This is a genomic window from Bacteroides sp. CAG:189, assembly GCF_000432295.1.
Lineage (GTDB): Bacteria > Bacteroidota > Bacteroidia > Bacteroidales > Bacteroidaceae > Bacteroides > Bacteroides salyersiae.
Genome location: NZ_HF991048.1, coordinates 77,796 through 97,478, shown reverse-complemented (window position 1 = coordinate 97,478; position 19,683 = coordinate 77,796). Strand labels below are relative to the sequence as shown.

At 42.2% G+C, this 19,683-nt stretch carries 20 protein-coding genes; 14 read left to right on the top strand and 6 right to left on the bottom strand.

Annotated elements, in window-relative coordinates:
• Positions 1 to 120: 120 nt before the first annotated feature.
• The 4 genes from QVP90_RS06885 to hisS all read left to right on the top strand — a co-directional run bounded on the left by QVP90_RS06885 (position 121) and on the right by hisS (position 4,214).
• Positions 121 to 609 (top strand): Fur family transcriptional regulator, encoded by a 489-nt coding sequence (locus QVP90_RS06885; protein WP_021936012.1) that lies wholly within the window; start codon positions 121 to 123, stop codon positions 607 to 609.
• Positions 606 to 1,877 carry an adenylosuccinate synthase gene (locus tag QVP90_RS06880; RefSeq protein WP_005929411.1) on the top strand — a complete coding sequence of 424 codons (1,272 nt, stop codon included), beginning with the start codon at positions 606 to 608 and terminating at the stop codon, positions 1,875 to 1,877. Before QVP90_RS06885 ends, QVP90_RS06880 begins: the two co-directional genes overlap by 4 nt.
• Before the next feature lie 123 nt (positions 1,878 to 2,000).
• A complete protein-coding gene (locus tag QVP90_RS06875; protein ID WP_005929414.1) occupies positions 2,001 to 2,681 on the top strand; it encodes a zinc metallopeptidase in 681 nt (226 codons plus the stop codon).
• Positions 2,682 to 2,849: 168 nt separating this feature from the next.
• On the top strand, positions 2,850 to 4,214 hold the full coding sequence (gene hisS, locus QVP90_RS06870; protein ID WP_005929417.1) for a histidine--tRNA ligase: 1,365 nt from the start codon (positions 2,850 to 2,852) through the stop codon (positions 4,212 to 4,214).
• A 149-nt stretch (positions 4,215 to 4,363) separates the two neighbouring features.
• Here the strand turns inward: hisS and hydF are convergent, their stop codons facing one another.
• The 4 genes from hydF to QVP90_RS06850 all read right to left on the bottom strand — a co-directional run bounded on the left by hydF (position 4,364) and on the right by QVP90_RS06850 (position 9,597).
• Entirely contained in the window at positions 4,364 to 5,551 is a 1,188-nt protein-coding gene (gene hydF / locus QVP90_RS06865) for a [FeFe] hydrogenase H-cluster maturation GTPase HydF (protein ID WP_021936011.1), read from the bottom strand.
• A gap of 99 nt (positions 5,552 to 5,650) precedes the next feature.
• Positions 5,651 to 7,081, bottom strand: a complete 1,431-nt coding sequence (gene hydG, locus QVP90_RS06860; protein ID WP_007481381.1) for a [FeFe] hydrogenase H-cluster radical SAM maturase HydG — start codon at positions 7,079 to 7,081, stop codon at positions 5,651 to 5,653.
• A 10-nt stretch (positions 7,082 to 7,091) separates the two neighbouring features.
• Entirely contained in the window at positions 7,092 to 8,147 is a 1,056-nt protein-coding gene (gene hydE / locus QVP90_RS06855) for a [FeFe] hydrogenase H-cluster radical SAM maturase HydE (protein WP_021936010.1), read from the bottom strand.
• Complete coding sequence (locus QVP90_RS06850) at positions 8,131 to 9,597, bottom strand: monomeric [FeFe] hydrogenase (protein ID WP_021936009.1); 1,467 nt, start codon at positions 9,595 to 9,597, stop codon at positions 8,131 to 8,133. Before QVP90_RS06850 ends, hydE begins: the two co-directional genes overlap by 17 nt.
• 144 nt (positions 9,598 to 9,741) lie before the next feature.
• On the opposite strand from QVP90_RS06850, the gene QVP90_RS06845 reads away from it, so the two are divergent.
• Both QVP90_RS06845 and QVP90_RS06840 read left to right on the top strand, forming a co-directional pair.
• Entirely contained in the window at positions 9,742 to 10,890 is a 1,149-nt protein-coding gene (locus QVP90_RS06845; RefSeq protein ID WP_005929428.1) for a glycosyltransferase, read from the top strand.
• Positions 10,891 to 10,901: 11 nt separating this feature from the next.
• Positions 10,902 to 11,921 carry a lysylphosphatidylglycerol synthase transmembrane domain-containing protein gene (locus QVP90_RS06840; RefSeq protein WP_021936008.1) on the top strand — a complete coding sequence of 340 codons (1,020 nt, stop codon included), beginning with the start codon at positions 10,902 to 10,904 and terminating at the stop codon, positions 11,919 to 11,921.
• Positions 11,922 to 12,336: 415 nt separating this feature from the next.
• Here the strand turns inward: QVP90_RS06840 and QVP90_RS06835 are convergent, their stop codons facing one another.
• A complete protein-coding gene (locus QVP90_RS06835; protein ID WP_044094066.1) occupies positions 12,337 to 13,584 on the bottom strand; it encodes a DcaP family trimeric outer membrane transporter in 1,248 nt (415 codons plus the stop codon).
• A gap of 202 nt (positions 13,585 to 13,786) precedes the next feature.
• Between QVP90_RS06835 and QVP90_RS06830 the strand changes: the two genes are divergently transcribed.
• The 3 genes from QVP90_RS06830 to QVP90_RS06820 all read left to right on the top strand — a co-directional run bounded on the left by QVP90_RS06830 (position 13,787) and on the right by QVP90_RS06820 (position 16,294).
• Positions 13,787 to 14,059, top strand: coding sequence for a co-chaperone GroES (locus QVP90_RS06830; protein WP_005929439.1), 273 nt, complete (start codon positions 13,787 to 13,789; stop codon positions 14,057 to 14,059).
• 40 nt (positions 14,060 to 14,099) lie between these two features.
• A complete protein-coding gene (gene groL / locus QVP90_RS06825) occupies positions 14,100 to 15,737 on the top strand; it encodes a chaperonin GroEL (RefSeq protein WP_005929441.1) in 1,638 nt (545 codons plus the stop codon).
• Positions 15,738 to 16,075: 338 nt separating this feature from the next.
• Positions 16,076 to 16,294: a winged helix-turn-helix domain-containing protein gene (locus QVP90_RS06820; protein ID WP_025819875.1), complete on the top strand. Its 219-nt coding sequence runs from the start codon at positions 16,076 to 16,078 to the stop codon at positions 16,292 to 16,294.
• A 131-nt stretch (positions 16,295 to 16,425) separates the two neighbouring features.
• Here the strand turns inward: QVP90_RS06820 and QVP90_RS06815 are convergent, their stop codons facing one another.
• A complete protein-coding gene (locus QVP90_RS06815) occupies positions 16,426 to 16,839 on the bottom strand; it encodes a DUF6249 domain-containing protein (protein WP_005929447.1) in 414 nt (137 codons plus the stop codon).
• A 238-nt stretch (positions 16,840 to 17,077) separates the two neighbouring features.
• Between QVP90_RS06815 and QVP90_RS06810 the strand changes: the two genes are divergently transcribed.
• The 5 genes from QVP90_RS06810 (at position 17,078) to QVP90_RS06790 (ending at position 19,666) form a co-directional block, all read left to right on the top strand.
• Entirely contained in the window at positions 17,078 to 17,650 is a 573-nt protein-coding gene (locus tag QVP90_RS06810) for an RNA polymerase sigma factor (protein WP_021936006.1), read from the top strand.
• Positions 17,631 to 17,993: a hypothetical protein gene (locus QVP90_RS06805; RefSeq protein WP_025819878.1), complete on the top strand. Its 363-nt coding sequence runs from the start codon at positions 17,631 to 17,633 to the stop codon at positions 17,991 to 17,993. Before QVP90_RS06810 ends, QVP90_RS06805 begins: the two co-directional genes overlap by 20 nt.
• Before the next feature lie 8 nt (positions 17,994 to 18,001).
• Complete coding sequence (locus tag QVP90_RS06800) at positions 18,002 to 18,370, top strand: YkvA family protein (protein ID WP_007481396.1); 369 nt, start codon at positions 18,002 to 18,004, stop codon at positions 18,368 to 18,370.
• Positions 18,371 to 18,635: 265 nt separating this feature from the next.
• Positions 18,636 to 18,941: a hypothetical protein gene (locus QVP90_RS06795; RefSeq protein WP_021936004.1), complete on the top strand. Its 306-nt coding sequence runs from the start codon at positions 18,636 to 18,638 to the stop codon at positions 18,939 to 18,941.
• Positions 18,942 to 19,057: 116 nt separating this feature from the next.
• The gene (locus tag QVP90_RS06790; protein ID WP_025819883.1) at positions 19,058 to 19,666 is read left to right on the top strand and encodes an RNA polymerase sigma-70 factor; all 609 of its coding nucleotides are present in this window, start codon (positions 19,058 to 19,060) and stop codon (positions 19,664 to 19,666) included.
• Positions 19,667 to 19,683: the final 17 nt, after the last annotated feature.

The following is a 19,683-nucleotide window of genomic DNA, read 5'->3' as shown; positions in this document are numbered from 1 at the left end:
ACTCCCTCTCCCACGGAGAGGGGTGGGGAGAGGCCACATCTTATTTTCATATTATTCTTCATATTATTTTTGCTTTCTATAAAAAAGGCTTAACTTTGTTGGCACTAATTTCGTGCCGATATGGAAACTCAGAACGTAAAAGATACGGTAAGACAGATATTTACGGAATATCTTAATGCGAACGGGCATCGCAAGACCCCCGAACGTTATGCCATACTCGACACCATCTATTCTATAGACGGACATTTTGACATAGATATGCTCTATTCGCAGATGATGAATCATGAAAATTTCCGGGTCAGTCGTGCGACACTTTACAATACCATCATTCTGCTTATCAACGCCCGTCTGGTTATCAAGCATCAGTTCGGCACTTCTTCCCAATACGAGAAATCATACAATCGTGAAACGCATCATCATCAAATTTGTACCCAATGCGGTAAAGTGACCGAGTTTCAGAATGAAGCGTTGCAGAATGCGATTGAGAATACAAAATTGAGCAGGTTTCAGCTTTCACATTATTCGTTGTATATCTATGGGATATGCAGTAAATGCGATCGTGCCAATAAACGGAAAAAAGTAAGTAACAACAATAAAAAAGAGAAATGAAAGTAGATGTACTATTAGGATTACAATGGGGCGACGAAGGAAAAGGTAAAGTAGTCGACGTACTAACTCCGAGATACGATGTGGTTGCACGTTTTCAGGGCGGCCCGAATGCCGGTCATACACTTGAGTTCGAAGGACAGAAATATGTGCTCCGTTCCATTCCTTCCGGTATCTTTCAGGGAGATAAAGTGAACATTATCGGTAATGGAGTCGTGCTTGATCCGGCTTTATTCAAAGCGGAAGCCGAAGCTTTGGAAGCATCGGGGCATAACTTGAAAAACCGGCTGCATATTTCTAAAAAAGCACATCTTATCCTGCCGACACACCGTATTCTGGATGCTGCTTACGAAGCCGCCAAAGGGGATGCGAAAGTGGGTACTACCGGAAAGGGAATCGGTCCTACTTATACAGATAAGGTAAGCCGTAACGGAATCCGTGTAGGTGATATTCTCGATAATTTCGATCAAAAATATGCTGCCGCCAAAGCTCGTCATGAACAGATTCTGAAGGGTTTGAACTATGAGTATGATCTTACGGAAATGGAAAAGACTTGGATGGAAGGCATCGAATACCTCAAGCAATTCAATCTGGTAGACAGCGAACATGAAGTGAACAACTTGTTGAAGTCCGGCAAGAGTGTGCTTTGCGAAGGTGCACAGGGAACGATGCTGGATATCGATTTCGGTTCTTATCCGTTTGTTACCTCTTCGAACACGGTTTGTGCCGGTGCCTGTACCGGGCTTGGTGTGGCTCCCAATCGTATAGGTGAAGTGTATGGTATCTTCAAGGCGTATTGTACTCGGGTAGGTGCAGGTCCGTTCCCTACGGAACTGTTTGATGAGACTGGTGATAAGATATGTACATTGGGACATGAATTCGGTTCGGTTACCGGTCGTAAACGTCGTTGTGGTTGGATCGACCTTGTTGCATTGAAGTATTCCGTTATGATCAACGGTGTCACTAAGCTGATTATGATGAAGAGTGATGTGCTCGATACATTCGAGACAATCAGAGCTTGTGTAGCTTATAAAGTGAACGGAGAAGAAATTGACTACTTCCCCTATGAAATTAATGATAGTGTAGAGCCGGTATATGCCGAACTTCCGGGTTGGCAGACCGATATGACGAAAATGCAGAACGAAGATGAGTTCCCGGAGGAATTCAATGCGTATCTGTCTTTCCTTGAAGAACAATTAGGTGTAGAAATCAAAATTGTTTCTGTAGGGCCGGATAGAGAGCAGACAATTGAAAGATATACGGAAGAATAAACGGAATTTTAGATAATTCTTCATAAATAGGAAGGGAAACTCTTGTGATATACAAAGTTTCCCTTTATTTTTGGCAAACTATTTGTACAGATACTTGTAGTAATCATTAAAAAAAGAAAGTATATGATATCGTATTGGGTATTATTTATCGGCATTGCCGTAGTGAGTTGGTTGGTACAAATGAACTTGCAGAACAAGTTTAAGAAGTATTCGAAGATACCGACCGGAAATGGAATGACAGGACGCGACGTGGCTATTAAGATGTTACATGATAATGGAATTTATGATGTTCAGGTGACTCATACTCCCGGACAACTGACTGACCACTATAATCCTGCCAATAAGACAGTGAACCTGAGTGAAGGTGTATATGAAAGTAACAGTATCATGGCTGCTGCTGTGGCAGCTCATGAATGTGGACATGCTGTTCAGCACGCTCGTGCCTATGCTCCGCTAACCATGCGCAGCAAGTTGGTGCCTGTAGTGACTTTTGCATCCCAATGGATGACATGGCTGTTGCTTGCAGGTATTTTATTGATAAATACGTTCCCTCAACTTTTACTCGCAGGTATTATTTTGTTTGCCATGACAACGTTGTTTAGCTTTATCACCCTTCCGGTGGAAATCAATGCAAGTAAGCGTGCCCTGGTATGGTTGAGTTCATCCGGAATTACTAATTCCTATAATCATTCTCAGGCAGAAGATGCGCTTCGTTCGGCTGCTTACACTTATGTAGTTGCTGCATTGGGTTCTCTGGCTACATTGATCTATTATGTCATGATTTTCATGGGTAGAAGAGATTAAGCGGAATTTAGACAGGATCTAAGTTTGGAAATATGAATTCCCTCTTTCGGATAAGTTCCGGGAGAGGGAATTACTGTTTGTAGGCTTCCGACAAAAGTAAACCTTTTCATTGAATAATCAATTATTTCCTATAACTTTGCAATCCAAATACATAAAACTGTAAGAATTATGGCAGCAAAACCAAGCATACCTAAAGGAACGCGTGACTTTTCGCCTGTAGAGATGGCGAAACGCAATTATATTTTCAATACGATTCGTGAAGTTTATCATCTGTATGGGTTTCAGCAGATAGAAACCCCGTCTATGGAGATGCTTTCCACATTGATGGGAAAGTATGGTGAGGAAGGGGATAAACTCTTGTTTAAGATACAAAATTCCGGAGATTATTTTTCGGGAATAACGGATGAAGAGTTATTGGGCCGCAATGCTGTGAAGTTGGCCAGTAAGTTTTGTGAGAAGGGATTGCGGTATGATCTTACAGTGCCGTTTGCCCGTTATGTGGTGATGCACCGTGATGAAATTACTTTCCCGTTCAAACGTTATCAGATTCAGCCGGTATGGCGTGCAGACCGTCCGCAAAAGGGGCGTTATCGCGAGTTTTACCAATGTGATGCCGATGTGGTAGGTAGCGATTCGTTATTGAATGAGGTAGAATTGATGCAAATTGTGGATACAGTGTTCACTCGTTTCGGTATTCGCGTTTGTATTAAGATTAATAACCGTAAGATTTTGACAGGTATTGCCGAGATCATCGGTGAGGCTGATAAAATAGTAGATATAACGGTGGCTATCGATAAGCTGGATAAGATAGGTCTTGATAATGTGAATGCCGAGCTGAAAGAGAAGGGAATCAGTGATGAGGCGATTGCCAAATTACAACCGATTATTCTGTTGAGTGGAACCAATGCCGAAAAGTTGGCTACATTGAAGAATGTGCTGGCGGGCAGCGAGACCGGTATTAAGGGAGTGGAAGAGAGTGAATTCATATTGAATACACTTGCGGTTATGGGACTGAAGAATGAAATAGAACTCGACTTGACACTGGCGCGTGGTTTGAATTATTATACAGGTGCTATCTTTGAAGTGAAAGCGTTGGATGTGCAGATCGGTAGTATTACCGGTGGTGGCCGTTACGATAATCTGACCGGAGTATTCGGTATGGCAGGCGTTTCGGGAGTAGGTATTTCTTTTGGCGCCGACCGCATTTTTGATGTGTTGAATCAATTGGAACTTTATCCGAAGGAAGCGGTGAACGGCACGCAACTGTTGTTTGTAAACTTCGGTGAGAAGGAAGCGGCTTTCTCTATGGAGATATTGGCCAAAGCACGTTTGGCCGGTATACGTGCAGAGATTTTCCCGGATGCGGCAAAAATGAAGAAGCAGATGAGCTATGCCAATGCCAAGAATATTCCGTTTGTAGCTATTGTGGGCGAAAATGAGATGAATGAGGGCAAGGCGATGCTGAAAAATATGGAGACCGGTGAGCAGTCGTTGGTTTCAGGGGAAGAGTTGATCAAGGCTCTTTTGAAATAGTTTTTCTCCCCCGTTCTCCTCGGTGTCGGAGATATCTTTCTTCGGTGCCGGACCACTGTCTCCTCAGTGGTGAAGAAGATCCTCCCCGATGCCGGCAAGGTTGAACTGCAGTTCAATTCAGAAGCACCGGGGAGGATTTTTTATTCCTTTTACCATTCTATTTTATCGAGTATTCCGTTGAGACAGGCGATGGCCACTCCGTAATTGGTCATTGGAATTTTTTGCAGCCTGGCTTGTGCTATCCGGCTGAGGACATACTTCCGGTTGAACATGCAGGCACCACACTGGATTATTAGATCATACTTCTTGAGATCTTTTGGAAAATCATTGCCGGATACGATGTCTATTTGTAATCCTTCTCCTGCTTTTTTGCGTAAAAGGCGGGGAAGTTTTACACGGCCGATATCTTCTGACAATGGTGCATGAGTACATGCTTCGGCAATCAGCACATGAGATTTTTCAGTCAGTTTATCAATGGCCGACGCACTGGCGGTGTAGTATTCGATGTCCCCTTTATAAGCGGCGAATAGCACGGAAAAAGAGGTCAGCATGCTTTCTGCCGGTTTCTGTTCGTAGACAGTTTTGAATACCTGCGAATCGGTGATAATCAGTTTAGGAGGGCGTGATAGTGCTTGTAGGGTGGCTTTCAGCCGGTCAGTAGTGCAACTCATCACCGGGCATTTCCGGTCAAGCAATTCTCGGAGTGTCTGTACTTGCGGAAGGATGAGGCGCCCTTTGGGTGCTTGTATGTCTTGCGGCATGACGAGTAGAACGAGATCCCCTTCCGAAACCAGATTCCCCGTGATACTTTGTGCATCGAAATCTTCCGGCAGATGCCGTATGATGGCTTGCGAAATTTCTGCTATGCCTTGATGTGTCTTTGCGCTTACGATGAGGGGATACTGTCCGCTTTTATCTTTGATGCTTTGTGCTTCCTGTTCCGTATCATGCAGTATGTCCGCTTTGTTTAGTAGCAAAATTACCGGAATATTCTTTTCTTTGAGTATCTTGATCCAGTGAAGTTCTTCTTTCATATCCGGGTGGCAGAGCAACAGGGCAATGTCTGTTTTTTCAATAGCCTGCAAAGTACGGGTTATACGCATCTTCCCCAGTTCGCCTTCATCGTCATATCCGGGCGTGTCGATGAAAAGGCAGGGGCCGATGCCGTGAATCTCCATTGCTTTAAGCACCGGATCGGTCGTTGTGCCTGGAGTGTCGGATACAAGGGCGCTATTCTGTCCTGTCAGTGCATTGATCAAGGAGGACTTGCCACTGTTTCGCCGCCCGAAAAGAGCGATATGCAGTCGGTTGGAATTAGGAGTTTTCTGAAAGCTCATACTGATTGAATTATAAAATGATGATTGTCGGTCCGATGTATCTTTCCGTTCGGGAAATATTTCTTGCAAGGACAATACAGGGTAGCACCGGGTGCTACACTAAAACCGAAAGTCTCTTTTCCCATTAGCTATTTCGCTCAGGTTCCGGATGGCTATTTCTTTGATTTTCGGATTAGGTATTCCGGCAGCTTCGGCAGCTATCAACGATTCGCCTTTGATACGGGTGGCGGGAGAGGCATAATCCTCCAGATACTCTTTTAAAGTCATCAAGGCATTCGGTCCGCAGCAGTTGGCTATCTGGCCTGATTTAACCAGTGACATAAACCGGTCGCCTGTTCTTCCGGCCCGATAGCAGGCAGTGCAGAAACTGGGGATGTATCCTAAGTCGAGCAGCCAGCTCACGATTTCGTCCAGTGTACGGGTATCATTCAAATCAAACTGCGCTGAATTTTCGGATAAAGGTTCCGGCACCGCATAACCGCCTACGCTGGTGCGCGAGCCGCCACTGATTTGTGAAATACCTATGTCAAGAACCTGTTGCCGAGACTCTTGTGATTCACGGGTAGAAATAATCATTCCTGTATAAGGTACGGCAATGCGGATCACTGCTACGATGCGGCGGAATATATCATCGGACACGGCATTGGGGAAGTCGGCAGTATCGATGTCATCAGCCGGGCAAATGCGTGGAACACTGATCGTATGCGGTCCTACTCCGAATACGGCTTCAAGATGTTCGGCATGCATTAGCAGTCCGGTAAAGTCATATTTAAAAGTATTCAGTCCGAACAAGACCCCGATGCCCACATCGTCTATTCCTCCTTGCATGGCACGGTCCATAGCTTCCGTATGCCAGGCATAGTTGCTTTTGGGTCCGGTGGGGTGGAGCTTTTCGTAGTTCTCTTTATGGTAAGTCTCTTGAAAGAGGATATAGGTTCCGATACCTGCATCTTTCAGTTTTCTGTAGTTCTCCACCGTAGTGGCGGCTATGTTGACGTTCACCCGGCGGATTGCTCCGTTTTTGTGTTTGATGCTGTATATCGTTTCGATGGATTCGAGAATATACTCCAACGGGTTGAGTATCGGGTGTTCACCGGCTTCCAATGCCAAACGCTTATGGCCCATATCCTGTAGGGCGATTACTTCACGACGAATTTCTTCTTGTGTCAGTTTTTTACGGGCAATCGTTTTGTTCTTCAGATGATACGGGCAATAGGTACAGCCGTTTACGCAATAGTTGGAGAGATAGAGTGGCGCAAACATCACGATGCGGTTACCGTAGAGTTTCTGTTTAATCTCTTTGGCTAAGTGAAAGATACGTTCTGTCAGATCCGGCTGGTCACATTCCAGCAGGAGAGCGGCTTCCCGGTGGGTGAGTCCTTTGCACAGGGCGGCTTTGTCTATGAGTCGCTCTATCAGCGTCCGGTTATTTTTGTTTTCGCGGGCATACTCCAGTGTGTCCAATATCTCCTGATGATTGATGAATTCATCAGCTCGGGAGGAATGGGGGAGGTAAGGTATGGTTTCCATTATTTTTTAATTATTTAAACGGGTTATCACCGTTTGGGGCATCTCCTCGTGTGGGAAGTACTTTGTAACCGATAGCCTGTAACTGCTTGTTCAGCATGGCAAGACCTTCGGCAGCTTCGGCACCGAGAGAAGCTTTGTTATTATATAATGCATATTTTATTCGTTCTTCGCAAGGCGAGAGGTTAGGCATCACTACATTGGCACCTGCCAGTATACCTCGTTCGCGCCCGTCGGGTGCAAGGGTGGCCAAGGCCGTAGTAGCCGGAATGAGTGCATCGGGCAGCATCAGCCGGAAGATGGAGAGTAACCGTAAAGTCTGCTCTATGCTTCCCGGCGCGGATGTGCCGAAAGGTGTATCCTGATGAGGGATAAAAGGACCTATGCCGATCATCTGCGGGCGGAAACATTCGATGAACCTGATGTCTTCGATGAGATGATCGGTCGTCTGCCCGGGGCTGCCTACCATTATTCCTGTCCCTGTCTGGTAGCCTATCTCTTTTAACCAATGCAAACATTGTATCCGGTTTTGTTGTGACATTTCTGCCGGGTGCAACAGCTTGTAATGTTCTGCGTTAAATGTCTCGTGACGCAGGAGATAACGATTGGCTCCTGCACGGAAAAAACGCTCGTATTCTTCCCGGGTCTTTTCTCCCAAAGACAGGGTAATGGCACAATCGGGGAAGCGGTTTCTTATGGCGGCTACGGTCTCTTCTACCCATTCGGACGATTGTGCCGCATCTTCTCCTCCCTGCATTACAAAGGTACGGAATCCCAACTCGTATCCTTGCGTGCAACAGTCGAGGATCGTTTCACGGCTGAGGCGATATCGTTCTACTTGTGGATTTCCTTTTCGTATTCCACAGTAATGGCAATTGTTCCGGCAGCAATTGCTGATTTCAATCAGTCCACGGATATAGATATTATTACCAAAACGTGCCTGTGTCACTTTCTGTGCCTGTCGGTGCAGATATGTGGTGACATCGACATGGGTGCAGGTCAGTAGTGCCTTGTATTCCTCGGGCGGGAGGGTATGTTCTTGTTTGAGACGGTCAACCCATATTTTCATAAGATTCTTTGCGTTTAAGCAAGCTCTGTACCAATTGCCGGCGACCGGAAACAATATCGTTGTGCGTACTCGGTCCGGTGATACAACCGCCTTCACAAGCCATTACCTCGATGAATTGTCCGGCGGCTTTGCCCGTTTTGGCGCATGCCCGGAGCAAGGCGATATTCTTTTTGTTTATATCGGACACTTGGATGGCGTTGATCTTGTCGGCTTCTTCTTTCAGGTAAGCTTTTACCGCTCCCATTACACCACCTGCCTGGGCAAATCCGTGTGCTTCGCGCACGGAAGTGTATGCCAGAGAGAAAGGTTGAGCCTGTTCCAACCGGATATCCATACCGTCGAGGATGGAACCTATTTCTTCAAATGTCAGAATGAAATCTACTGCTTCATCACGACGTATCTCCTGACGTTTTGCCACGCAAGGACCGACGAATACGATTTTTGCATCCGGGTGCTTTTCTTTTGCAATACGGGCTGCATAGTACATGGGCGAGCCGGTGGTGGATACGTAAGGTTTTAAATCGGGAATGTGCTTTTCTACCAATTCGATATACGACGGACAGCAGGAAGTTGTCATAAATGCTTGTCCTTCTTCCAACTTTTCCAGTAACTCATGAGCCTCATTGCTGGTGGTATCCATGGCCCCTTGTGCCACTTCGATCACATCTGTGAAACCGATCTCCTTGAAAGCGCCGTATACGTGTTCTATATCGGTTTTGAACTGTCCGAGGATGGAAGGAGCAATAATCGCTACCATCTTTTCTCCTTTACGTATGTGTTGCAGAACATCGAAGGCTTGTGAGATTTCGAAAATGGCACCGAACGGACAAGCGTTCATACACTTTCCGCAATAGATGCATTTGCTCTCGTCGATGTGTTCGATACCCCGTTCGTCTTTACTGATTGCCTTGACAGGACAAGCTTCTTCGCAAGGCACAGGAATATAGACGATGGCATGGTACGGGCAGCTTTTATGGCAGATGCCACAACTGACGCAAGTGTCATGGTCAATCATTGCTTGTCCGTTTTTCTTAAAACGGATGGCATCTTTGGGGCAGTTCATATAGCAACTGCGTGCCACGCACCCCCGGCAGAGATTGGTTATTTCATAATTGATTTGTACGCAGGAAGAACAGGCTTCATCTATTACGCACAGGATATTCTCTTTAGTACACGTTTCGCGGTCTAATGCCTGACGGGCGTATTCGGACAAGGTAGTCAACTCATCCTTTTCATCTGCCATGTCCAGTCCCAACAAGGGGAGGCATTTGTATTTCCATACAGCGCGCTCTTTGTGGATGCAGCACCGTCCCAATGGTTTTGATTTACGGGGGCTCAATTCAATGGGAAGCCGGTCGATTTTGTCTGTTAATTCATCTTTCTTCCATAGTCTTACGAGGTCGGCCAGCAGTTTGTGGCGGACAATCATAACGTTGTTAGTAAATGCCATAATGTCTTTTTAGGGTTGTTAGGGACTGCAAAGATAATGAACAGTTTGCTGAAAAACTAATATTCGTTAAAGATGATTGTCATGCCAACTTCAAACAATTGTAATATCCCATGTGTTTCTTTGCACTCAACCGAATAAATTATTATGATAGGGCTTTTTAATGATTGTTTCCCTCCGATTATGGATGGGGTATCGCTTACTACACAGAATTATGCTTATTGGCTTCATAAAAAAGCCGGCAATGTTTGTGTTGTGACTCCTAAAACACCGGCTGCAAAAGATAAAGAGGCATATCCGGTGTATCGTTATTCTTCTGTTCCCATTCCTATGCGTAAACCGTATCGGTTGGGGTTTCCACGTATTGACTGGCCTTTTCACGAACGAATCAATAAACTCTCTTTTGAACTGGTGCACGCGCATTGTCCTTTTTCATCCGGTTCGCTTGCTCTGAAAATAGCCAAAACGCAGCATATTCCTTTGGTAGCTACATTTCATTCTAAGTACCGTTCTGATTTTGAGAGGGTCATTCCTTGCAAAGCTCTGGTTGACTATCTGATTCGAAGCATTATTCGTTTCTATGAAATGGCAGATGAAGTATGGATTCCACAGGCGGCGGTAGAAGAAACTTTGCGTGAATACGGGTATAAAGGTAAAGTGGAAGTCGTTGATAATGGCAGTGACTTTGCTGGGAATATCCCAGTGGAACAGTTACGGCGTTCGGCAAGGGATAAACTGCGGTTACCTTCCGATGAATTTATGTTTTTATTCGTGGGACAGCATATCTGGGAAAAGAATCTGGAATTTTTGTTGGAGGCCTTGGCTGAAATCCGAACACTTCCTTTTCGGATGTATTTTATCGGTTCGGGATATGCTGCTTCCGAACTGCGGAGGAAAACAGAGGATTTGTATCTAACGGATAAGGTGATTTTCATGGGAAGTATAACAGAACGTGAGCGGTTGAAGTTGTATTATGCGGCAGCAGATTTGTTTCTTTTTCCTTCTTTATATGATAACGCTCCGTTAGTTGTTCGTGAAGCAGCCGCATTGCATACTCCTTCGTTACTGATCAAAGGTTCCACTTCGGCAGAGGTAATACATGATTCTGTCAATGGATTCTTGAGTGATAACAGTGTTACGGCATATGCATCCCGTATCAGTCAGTTATTAGAGACCCCACAATTGATAGCGGAAGCCGGAGAGGCGGCTTCACACAGTATAGCCCGCTCATGGGAAGATGTGGCAGAAGAGGTATACGATCGGTATGTTAACCTTATCCATCGCAGCGGAAATTGAAAGACGACGTGATGGGTAATACGATAAAAACCTTTAAAATCTCTTATGTGTTTCTGCCTGTTCTTATAGGATTGGTTGTTGTAAGTTGGCTTTTCTATAGGGATTTTAATCCGGAGTTGTTTTCCGGACTTCATTTTTCCTGGCGGATGTGTGGAGGAATCTTATTGGCTTTTTTATTTATATTCGGTAGAGATTTTGGGGCAATGGTACGTTTGCGTTGGCTTAGCGACGATACGCTTACCTGGCGTCAGGTTTTTAATGTGAACATGCTTTGTGAGTTTACTTCGGCTGTTACCCCTTCGGCTGTGGGCGGGGGAAGTCTCATTGTTTTATTTCTCAATAAAGAAGGGGTTGATGCCGGAAAAAGTACGGCATTGATGATTTCCTGTATTTTTTTAGATGAGTTGTTTTTTGTATTTGCTTGTCCTGTTGCATTGCTTTTGTTTTCTTTTGACGAACTTTTTGGCAGTATCGGTGTCATCTCTTCAGGAATTAAAGCATTGTTTTTTATCGTTTATTCTTTGATTGTTTTTTGGACGTTATTATTATATGTGGCTTTGTTTCACCGCCCTGAATGGGTGAAACGTTTGTTACTGGCGGTTTTCCGTATTCCACTGCTTTACCGTTGGAAAGGAGCTGTCGAGACGCTGACTGATAATCTTGTCATCAGCTCTCATGAGATGAGTCATCGTTCATTGCTTTTTTGGCTAAAGGTTTTTGGGATGACTTGCATTTCATGGATGTCACGCTATCTGGTGGTCAATGCATTGCTGGTTGCTTTCACGACAAACGGGCATCAATTATTGGCTTTTGTCAGGCAGCTTATTCTCTGGATTGTGATGACTGTCAGTCCCACACCGGGTGGTAGCGGTGTAAGCGAATATATGTTTCGGGTATATTATGCCGACTTTTTTACTATCGGTGGAATGGCTTTGCTTGTTGCTTTTATCTGGCGGATGATAACCTATTACATGTATCTTTTTATCGGAGTCTGTATATTACCCGGTTGGCTCAGAAAGTTGAAAATGTAAGCGAACTGTCACGTTTCTGTAAGGAAGATGTAAGATTCCGGCTTTATTTTTGTACTATGAATAATCAAAGAAAGAAATTACGATGGGTAAAAACGATTTGGTACGAAAAAGTCATTTTGCTATGGTGAGTACATTGATGGCCATTATAAGTTTGGTATTCCTTTTCTATATGGGTAGTTCGCTTATCGATTTTACAAAGAAGTACCAAAACCGGACGATAGAGATTGCAACTCGATAGAATATAATAGCTGTTACCTATGTGCTTCATATTTATAAAACGTATGTTTTCTCTTCGAAAGGTTTTCTCGGATTGCCCCGTTTTCTCGGATTAATTGATAAAAGGAGAAAGCATAGGATGTGTTTTTTATGCTTTCCCCTTTGTCGGTTGATATATATCGAGTATGTTGAATTGTAGTTAGAACATAAACATGGCTACTCCCACAACACGGTGATTGCTGATGGAATGGGTATCTTTGATTTTTCCGTTTGAAGTATCCATCGAACCATACCAGGCTGAACTGAATGTATATTCAAGTCCGAATTTCCAGTGAGCTACATTGTAAGTCAACTCAGCTCCCACGGTCGTGAGTTGATCGACATCAGTTCCTGTACCGTATAATTGGGTTACAGAATCCCCGGTCCCTAAATTCTTGATATATCCGAGGAAAACTCCCGGTTTCCACTTTTTGCCATATACCACATTCACCCATGAACTGGAGTTTAAGATAGATGCATACTCTTGTTTACCGGTCTTTGCGTCTTTGGATTTTATTCCGTAACCGCCTAACATGGAGGTTTGTGTCAGATTACTTCCTAATACGCTTTTTGCAGCAATAAGCCAGTTTGCATTGCTGTATTTCAGATGTGCTTCGTATGAGAGGGTGGTAATACGTTCGTTTACCTTATAAGTATTATAGTGTTTTTTTTCCGGTGTCGATTCCGGTGTCTCCACTTTTGATTCTGTTCTGGGCTTGATGGATAATAATTCGATACCTGCACCTACCAACCAGTTTTTTCCTTTGTAATCTGCTCCGGCATAAATCTCCGGGATGCAACTGTTTTTAATATAATTCTGGCTTTTTACATTATCCGGACCCACTGACAAGTATTGCGATTGCCAAATGGCAGCACCTGTCAATTGAAGATTCTTGTTAGTGTATTGATACCGTATTTGCGGTGCCCGGCTGAATGGCTGGAAAGGAGCCCCCACCGAGAGGTTTAATATTTGTGGGGAGACATCACCAAACAGGGGATGCCAGGTCTGTCCCATCAGGAGGGCCGACTTGCCCCAATCCAAATTTAGATAGGCATGGCGTACGCGTACAGTGGAAAAAGTGGTTCCCGAACCTCTGAAATCGACTTCCACTTTGGCGGATGTTTTGGCATTTCCCAATTTCGGCCCTGCCACGTCTACTCCCAAACGAGTATATAAAACATAGAAACTGCCGTTGGCTGTAGCATTCAAATCTTTTCCATCTGCATCCGGGAGTTTATCCAATGGATACATATAGAATAATCCGTCCACCGTTTCTTTATTGGCGCGGCTGTTGTAAAATAAATCCGTACGGATTTGCCCATAGAATTTGTATTTGAAATCTTTCTTTTGGGCAAAGCCGTTCATTGTTACCAAAAGGCAAATTGCGAGTAGTAATTTCTTTTTCATATGAATGTGTGCGTAAATGACGTGCAAAGGTACATAATTTATTCCTAATTCGTCAGCCACATCTGCGTCATTTTGTCAGTCTTTCGCTGACAAACAAACAAATTTTGATTTTGGCACGGTTTTCGCAATCTGTTTTTCGTTCGTTTGAAACGGACAGATTAATAATATAATTATGTATAACATATAAAACAAAAAAGTAACTATGAACATTAAACCATTGGCAGACAGAGTGCTGATACTCCCTGCACCTGCAGAAGAGAAAACAATTGGCGGTATCATTATTCCGGATACAGCAAAAGAAAAACCTTTGAAAGGTGAAGTTGTGGCAGTAGGTCACGGTACAAAAGATGAAGAAATGGTATTGAAAGTAGGCGATACGGTTCTTTATGGAAAATATGCCGGAACAGAACTCGAGGTGGAAGGTAGCAAATACCTTATCATGCGTCAAAGCGATGTTCTCGCTGTTTTGGGTTAATTAAAATAGTAGATTGTAAATTATTAAATAGTAAATAGAGATGGCAAAAGAAATATTATTCAATATCGATGCCCGTGACCAATTGAAAAAAGGTGTCGATGCTTTGGCAAATGCAGTAAAAGTAACACTGGGTCCGAAAGGACGTAATGTCATTATTGAAAAGAAATTCGGAGCTCCTCACATCACTAAAGACGGTGTGACGGTGGCTAAAGAAATCGAATTGGCAGATGCTTATCAGAATACCGGTGCCCAACTGGTAAAAGAGGTAGCTTCTAAAACAGGTGATGATGCCGGTGACGGAACAACGACTGCAACAGTTTTGGCTCAGGCAATCGTAGCTGAAGGTTTGAAGAATGTAACAGCCGGTGCAAGTCCTATGGATATCAAACGCGGTATTGACAAAGCTGTTGCCAAGGTGGTTGAATCTATTAAGAATCAGGCCGAAAAGGTAGGTGACAACTATGACAAGATAGAGCAAGTAGCTACTGTTTCTGCTAATAATGATCCGGTAATCGGTAAACTGATTGCTGATGCAATGCGCAAGGTCTCTAAAGACGGTGTTATCACTATTGAAGAGGCGAAGGGTACTGACACTACTATCGGTGTGGTAGAAGGTATGCAGTTCGACCGTGGTTATTTATCTGCTTACTTTGTAACCAATACAGAGAAGATGGAATGTGAAATGGAGAAACCATACATTCTGATCTATGACAAGAAAATCTCTAATCTGAAAGATTTCTTGCCTATTTTGGAACCTGCTGTACAGACAGGACGTCCTTTATTGGTGATTGCAGAAGATGTTGACAGTGAAGCATTGACCACATTGGTTGTAAACCGTTTGCGTTCTCAGTTGAAGATTTGTGCAGTGAAAGCTCCGGGCTTCGGTGACCGCAGAAAAGAAATGCTGGAAGATATCGCTATCTTGACAGGCGGTGTGGTTATCAGCGAAGAAAAAGGATTGAAACTGGAACAGGCTACTATCGAAATGTTGGGTACAGCCGATAAGGTTACGGTTTCTAAAGATAATACGACTATCGTAAACGGTGCCGGTGCAAAAGAGAACATCAAGGAACGTTGCGATCAGATTAAGGCTCAGATTGCTGCTACTAAATCGGATTATGACCGTGAAAAATTACAGGAACGTCTGGCTAAATTGTCTGGTGGTGTAGCTGTTCTTTATGTAGGTGCTGCTTCTGAAGTAGAAATGAAAGAGAAGAAAGATCGCGTAGACGATGCCCTTCGTGCTACTCGTGCAGCTATCGAAGAAGGTATCATTCCGGGTGGTGGCGTAGCTTATATTCGTGCTATCGATGTTCTGGAAGGTATGAAGGGTGATAATGCCGATGAGACAACCGGTGTGGAAATCATCAAGCGTGCCATTGAAGAGCCGCTTCGTCAGATTGTAGCTAACGCAGGCAAGGAAGGTGCTGTAGTAGTTCAGAAAGTTCGTGAAGGCAAAGGTGACTTTGGTTATAATGCCCGTATGGATGTTTACGAGAATCTGCATGCTGCCGGTGTAGTCGATCCTGCTAAGGTTGCTCGTGTAGCTTTGGAAAATGCTGCTTCTATTGCCGGTATGTTCCTTACTACCGAATGTGTAATTGTAGAGAAAAAGGAAGATAAACCCGAAATGCCGATGGGCGCTCCCGGAATGGGAGGAATGGGTGGAATGATGTAATATTATCCCATAATTTTAAGAGGAAAGCCGCTTCAGTTTGTTTGAAGTGGCTTTCTTTTTTTTAGTAGTTACACTATTTCTTCAAGTTGTTTCTTATTGCCGTATAAACACGTTTTATACTAACTTTGGCTAACATATTATAATGAAAAAAAGTATCCCGTTTAACGTATGCTAAGAACAGTAATATATTGAGTTGTAAGACGGTCATTATGTTAAAAATGCTGTGTGAAATAGAAAATTATTGCTTTTGCAGTAACAATGTTTGCGCAATTTTGTTAACTTTAATCGATGAAATGGTAACCGATTGTATTACAACCTTTAAATTATTGTATTAAATTATGGATAAGATGGAAATTGGCTTGAATGCCGGGAAAGTTTGGCAGTTGCTAAGCAACAATGACAAATGGAGCTACGGGAGCCTTAAAAGGAAATCCGGGCTCAAAGATAAAGAGTTGGGGGCAGCTTTAGGTTGGTTAGCCAGAGAAGATAAAATTGAGTTTGAACAACAAGAAGACGAACTTTATGTTTTTCTGTGTGTAAATGTGTATATCGGCTAATTGATGCTTTTTAGATAGAAAATAAGAGGGTACAGAAAGTCTCTTTAAAAAGACTTTACCCCTGCTACCGATGTTGTGTTGTAGTAGGGGTAAGGTTCTTAGCGAAGAATTTTTTATATATTTTCCGATTCTTATCGGTCTTCTTTCTTTTTATTCATTTTGTTCTCGATGAGGAAAGCGGTAATCAGGCCGGCACCTCCAAAAAGCAGAACACTGGAGCCATAAACGATGCCGACTATTTGTCTCGCATTCCAACTGAGGTCACTGGTAGCAAGATAATCGGGTATGGCAGATGCACAAATAAAAAAGCCAATCAATAACCCCAATCCGATACCTAACATCAGGCAGCCTCCTTTCAATGTACTAAAAGAATAATGGTTGTAAATGGGTAGGGAAAACTTTCCTTTCCAATCGGCTGCTGAAATCTTATCGCCCAATTTTTCAATGATAGCCATGCGTTCTCGTCTGCATGCAAATAGTTCGAACAGTTTATAAATTCCTAATGTAATAATTCCCATGATGAGTGGAACCATAATAAAATCCATCATAATCGTATGTTTTTAAGTGAATAATTTCGTTCTTTGTACTGTTTGACGCGATACAGTGAAAAAGGTTACAGTAAAATTGAATTTATTTATCGGGATGATTCCTGTATCCTAAAAGGTATGGGTCCTGTTTTAATTTTGCTCAAAAGAAGCTGATAAAGCTTTTAAGGGAAAATTCAGACAGACTTTTAGGTTATTTCTGTAACCTTTTTCTGTAAACTGCGTCTAACCGGATATCATGGTACAAAACGAAGAGACACGGTATATTGCACGGATTTTGGATGGAGAAACGGAGTATTTTTCTGTTTTACTCGATCGTTACAGTCGTCCGCTCTATTCGTTGATCGTGCAAATAGTCGGTTGCTCTGAAGATGCGGAGGAGCTTGTACAGGATGTTTTCTTAAAAGCTTTCCGGAACCTGAGTAATTATAAAGGAGAGTGTTTGTTTTCTACGTGGATTTACCGGATTGCTTATAATACGGCCATATCCGCAACTCGTAAAAAGAAGCAGGAGTTTTTCTATGTGGATGAAAATACCATTAACAATGTGCCTGACGATAAAGCAGACGATATACTTTGTCTGACGGATGATGAAGAACGGATAGCGAAACTAATACATGCGATTGATCGCTTGACTGCAGAAGAGAAAGCGTTAATTACCCTTTTTTATTATGAGGAAAGATCAATGGAAGAGATTAGTGAGATTTTAAAGTTGTCGTCTGGAAATGTAAAAGTGAAGTTGCATCGGACGCGTAAGAAAATCTATTTATTAATGAATGAGGAGAACCGTTATGGAAACAAAAATCGATAATACATTGAAACAAGTGCTTGAAAAGAGAAAATCCGGAAGTCTGTCTTCCAATTTCACTTTTCGTATGATGGAACAGATACGCGTAGAGGCAGTAAAACAGGAAAGACGGAAAAAGAGGAATCTGCTTTTCTCTTTATTGGCTGCTTTGTTTGTGATGTTGGGTACTTTAGTCTACTATTTGTTTTTTTATTTAGATTTCAGTCCATCGGATTTTATGCTTCATTTGAAGCTGTCTTCAACCTCTTTCCCGTTAATAGCTTTCTATGCTTATATTGCGTTATTGGCTTTGGGGCTTTTAGGGATAGATTATTGGATCAGGAGAAAAAAATCAATATATAAATAGTATCGCATATGAAAGAGATAGACAGATTTGTTAGTAAGTTGGATTTTGACCAGCTTTTAGAAAAGATAAAAGATTGGGGGAAAACTCTTGGACGTACTTCCATGCGTCCTGTGCTTTCTCTTTATTATGTATTGAAGAGTCCTGATACACCCTTGTCAGATAAACTTTTGGTTGTTTCTGCACTCTCTTATTTAATATTACCTGTTGATTTGATATCTGCCCGGCGATTCCCTGTTTTGGGCTGGATAGATGAAATAACAGCTGTAACGATAGCATATAAGAAAGTGAAAAAGCACATAACCCCTGAAATAGAATCCAAAGTAGATAATATTCTGGAAAAATGGTTTCCTGAATTAAAATATGAAATATTACTTTAGTTTATCACCAATAAAGTAAAGAAAAGGCGGCACATGATTTTCTGATGAGATAGAAAATTTTGTGCTGCCTCTTTTTTATTGAGAGGAAAATTTAAACCGGCTCTTAATAGATGTTTGGATAAATAGGATTTATATTTTTCTTAAAATGTATTGTTAATATCTTTTAAGGATATGGAAAAATCAAGATATGACACTACCCGTTTTTTCATATTGACTGTCTGATTGTTGGGGAGGTACCAATACCTTAAACAAATTATGTCCTATTATGAAAAACAATCGTAGTTACAGGAAACTATATATCGTTTTCTTTATCATCGTTTTGCAGGGTTATTCTCCTTTGACTTTCTGTCAGGATAATGTTATCGATAGTGGGTTCAAACAGCTTTTTAGCGGTTCACAATTACAGGATCCGGGTAATAAGCGGGATAGTATTGGGCAGTGTATGCAGATGATGTATGAGTATCATTATTATGTTTCATATATTGAGTTCTATGGGTACGATCATTTTTCATGGTATCCGGCTTTTAATTATCCAGACTTTATGGATTGGCTTTTTAATCAGAAAAAGTAAATAATTAGACTTTTTGTTATTAGTATGATTGGATTTGTTTATCTTTGAAATACAACAATTAAATCTTTTACTTAATTTGACTAAATGACAGGTGTACCTGGAGATTAACTATGACTATGAGTAACAAAAATGATATTATTACGGATAATAATGTCATGATCTATTTGAGAGAAGGAAATGAATATGCCTTTCGTTTTATTTTTGATAAATACTATGATTTCTTATGTATGGTTGCTGACAGTTATCTAAGAGATGAATACATTTCGGAAACGATAGTGGGAGATATCATTTATAATTTGTGGGAAATAAAAGACAATATTGATATTAAGTATTCTCTGCGCTCTTATTTAGTGAGGAGCGTGAAGAATCGTTGTATTAATTATCTGCAGCAGGAATATATTCAACGGGAAATAAGTATTAATCAATATGAGGATAAAGCGGCAATAGAAGAATTATTTTTCATAGAGAACAAGCATCCGTTAGAAAGCTTGCTGGAACAGGAGTTGGAGAATAAAATAAATTCGATAATTAATGAATTGTCTCCCGAATGCCGGGCTGTATTTAAAATGAGCCGGTTTGACGGTATGAAATACGAAGAAATAGCGAGTGAACTGAATATTTCGGTTAATACAGTGAAATATCACATGAAGAATGCATTAGGGAAACTACGGTTAGAGTTGAAAGACTATATACTGTCAATTCTGGTGTTTTTAACGTTACTTTAATGATTTTGAAATAAAAT

Bases quoted from the DNA above. Each gene is read 5' to 3' on its own strand.
- QVP90_RS06820 (WP_025819875.1), top strand. From the start codon at position 16,076: ATGGATAAGATGGAAATTGGCTTGAATGCCGGGAAAGTTTGGCAGTTG.
- QVP90_RS06795 (WP_021936004.1), top strand. From the start codon at position 18,636: ATGAAAAACAATCGTAGTTACAGGAAACTATATATCGTTTTCTTTATC.
- QVP90_RS06790 (WP_025819883.1), top strand. From the start codon at position 19,058: ATGAGTAACAAAAATGATATTATTACGGATAATAATGTCATGATCTAT.
- QVP90_RS06840 (WP_021936008.1), top strand. From the start codon at position 10,902: ATGGGTAATACGATAAAAACCTTTAAAATCTCTTATGTGTTTCTGCCT.
- hydE (WP_021936010.1), bottom strand. From the start codon at position 8,147: ATGAAAATATGGGTTGACCGTCTCAAACAAGAACATACCCTCCCGCCC.
- hydG (WP_007481381.1), bottom strand. From the start codon at position 7,081: ATGGAAACCATACCTTACCTCCCCCATTCCTCCCGAGCTGATGAATTC.
- QVP90_RS06815 (WP_005929447.1), bottom strand. From the start codon at position 16,839: ATGGATTTTATTATGGTTCCACTCATCATGGGAATTATTACATTAGGA.
- QVP90_RS06845 (WP_005929428.1), top strand. From the start codon at position 9,742: ATGATAGGGCTTTTTAATGATTGTTTCCCTCCGATTATGGATGGGGTA.
- QVP90_RS06850 (WP_021936009.1), bottom strand. From the start codon at position 9,597: ATGGCATTTACTAACAACGTTATGATTGTCCGCCACAAACTGCTGGCC.
- hydF (WP_021936011.1), bottom strand. From the start codon at position 5,551: ATGAGCTTTCAGAAAACTCCTAATTCCAACCGACTGCATATCGCTCTT.
- QVP90_RS06885 (WP_021936012.1), top strand. From the start codon at position 121: ATGGAAACTCAGAACGTAAAAGATACGGTAAGACAGATATTTACGGAA.
- QVP90_RS06800 (WP_007481396.1), top strand. From the start codon at position 18,002: ATGAAAGAGATAGACAGATTTGTTAGTAAGTTGGATTTTGACCAGCTT.
- QVP90_RS06810 (WP_021936006.1), top strand. From the start codon at position 17,078: ATGGTACAAAACGAAGAGACACGGTATATTGCACGGATTTTGGATGGA.
- QVP90_RS06835 (WP_044094066.1), bottom strand. From the start codon at position 13,584: ATGAAAAAGAAATTACTACTCGCAATTTGCCTTTTGGTAACAATGAAC.
- QVP90_RS06830 (WP_005929439.1), top strand. From the start codon at position 13,787: ATGAACATTAAACCATTGGCAGACAGAGTGCTGATACTCCCTGCACCT.
- hisS (WP_005929417.1), top strand. From the start codon at position 2,850: ATGGCAGCAAAACCAAGCATACCTAAAGGAACGCGTGACTTTTCGCCT.
- groL (WP_005929441.1), top strand. From the start codon at position 14,100: ATGGCAAAAGAAATATTATTCAATATCGATGCCCGTGACCAATTGAAA.
- QVP90_RS06805 (WP_025819878.1), top strand. From the start codon at position 17,631: ATGGAAACAAAAATCGATAATACATTGAAACAAGTGCTTGAAAAGAGA.
- QVP90_RS06880 (WP_005929411.1), top strand. From the start codon at position 606: ATGAAAGTAGATGTACTATTAGGATTACAATGGGGCGACGAAGGAAAA.
- QVP90_RS06875 (WP_005929414.1), top strand. From the start codon at position 2,001: ATGATATCGTATTGGGTATTATTTATCGGCATTGCCGTAGTGAGTTGG.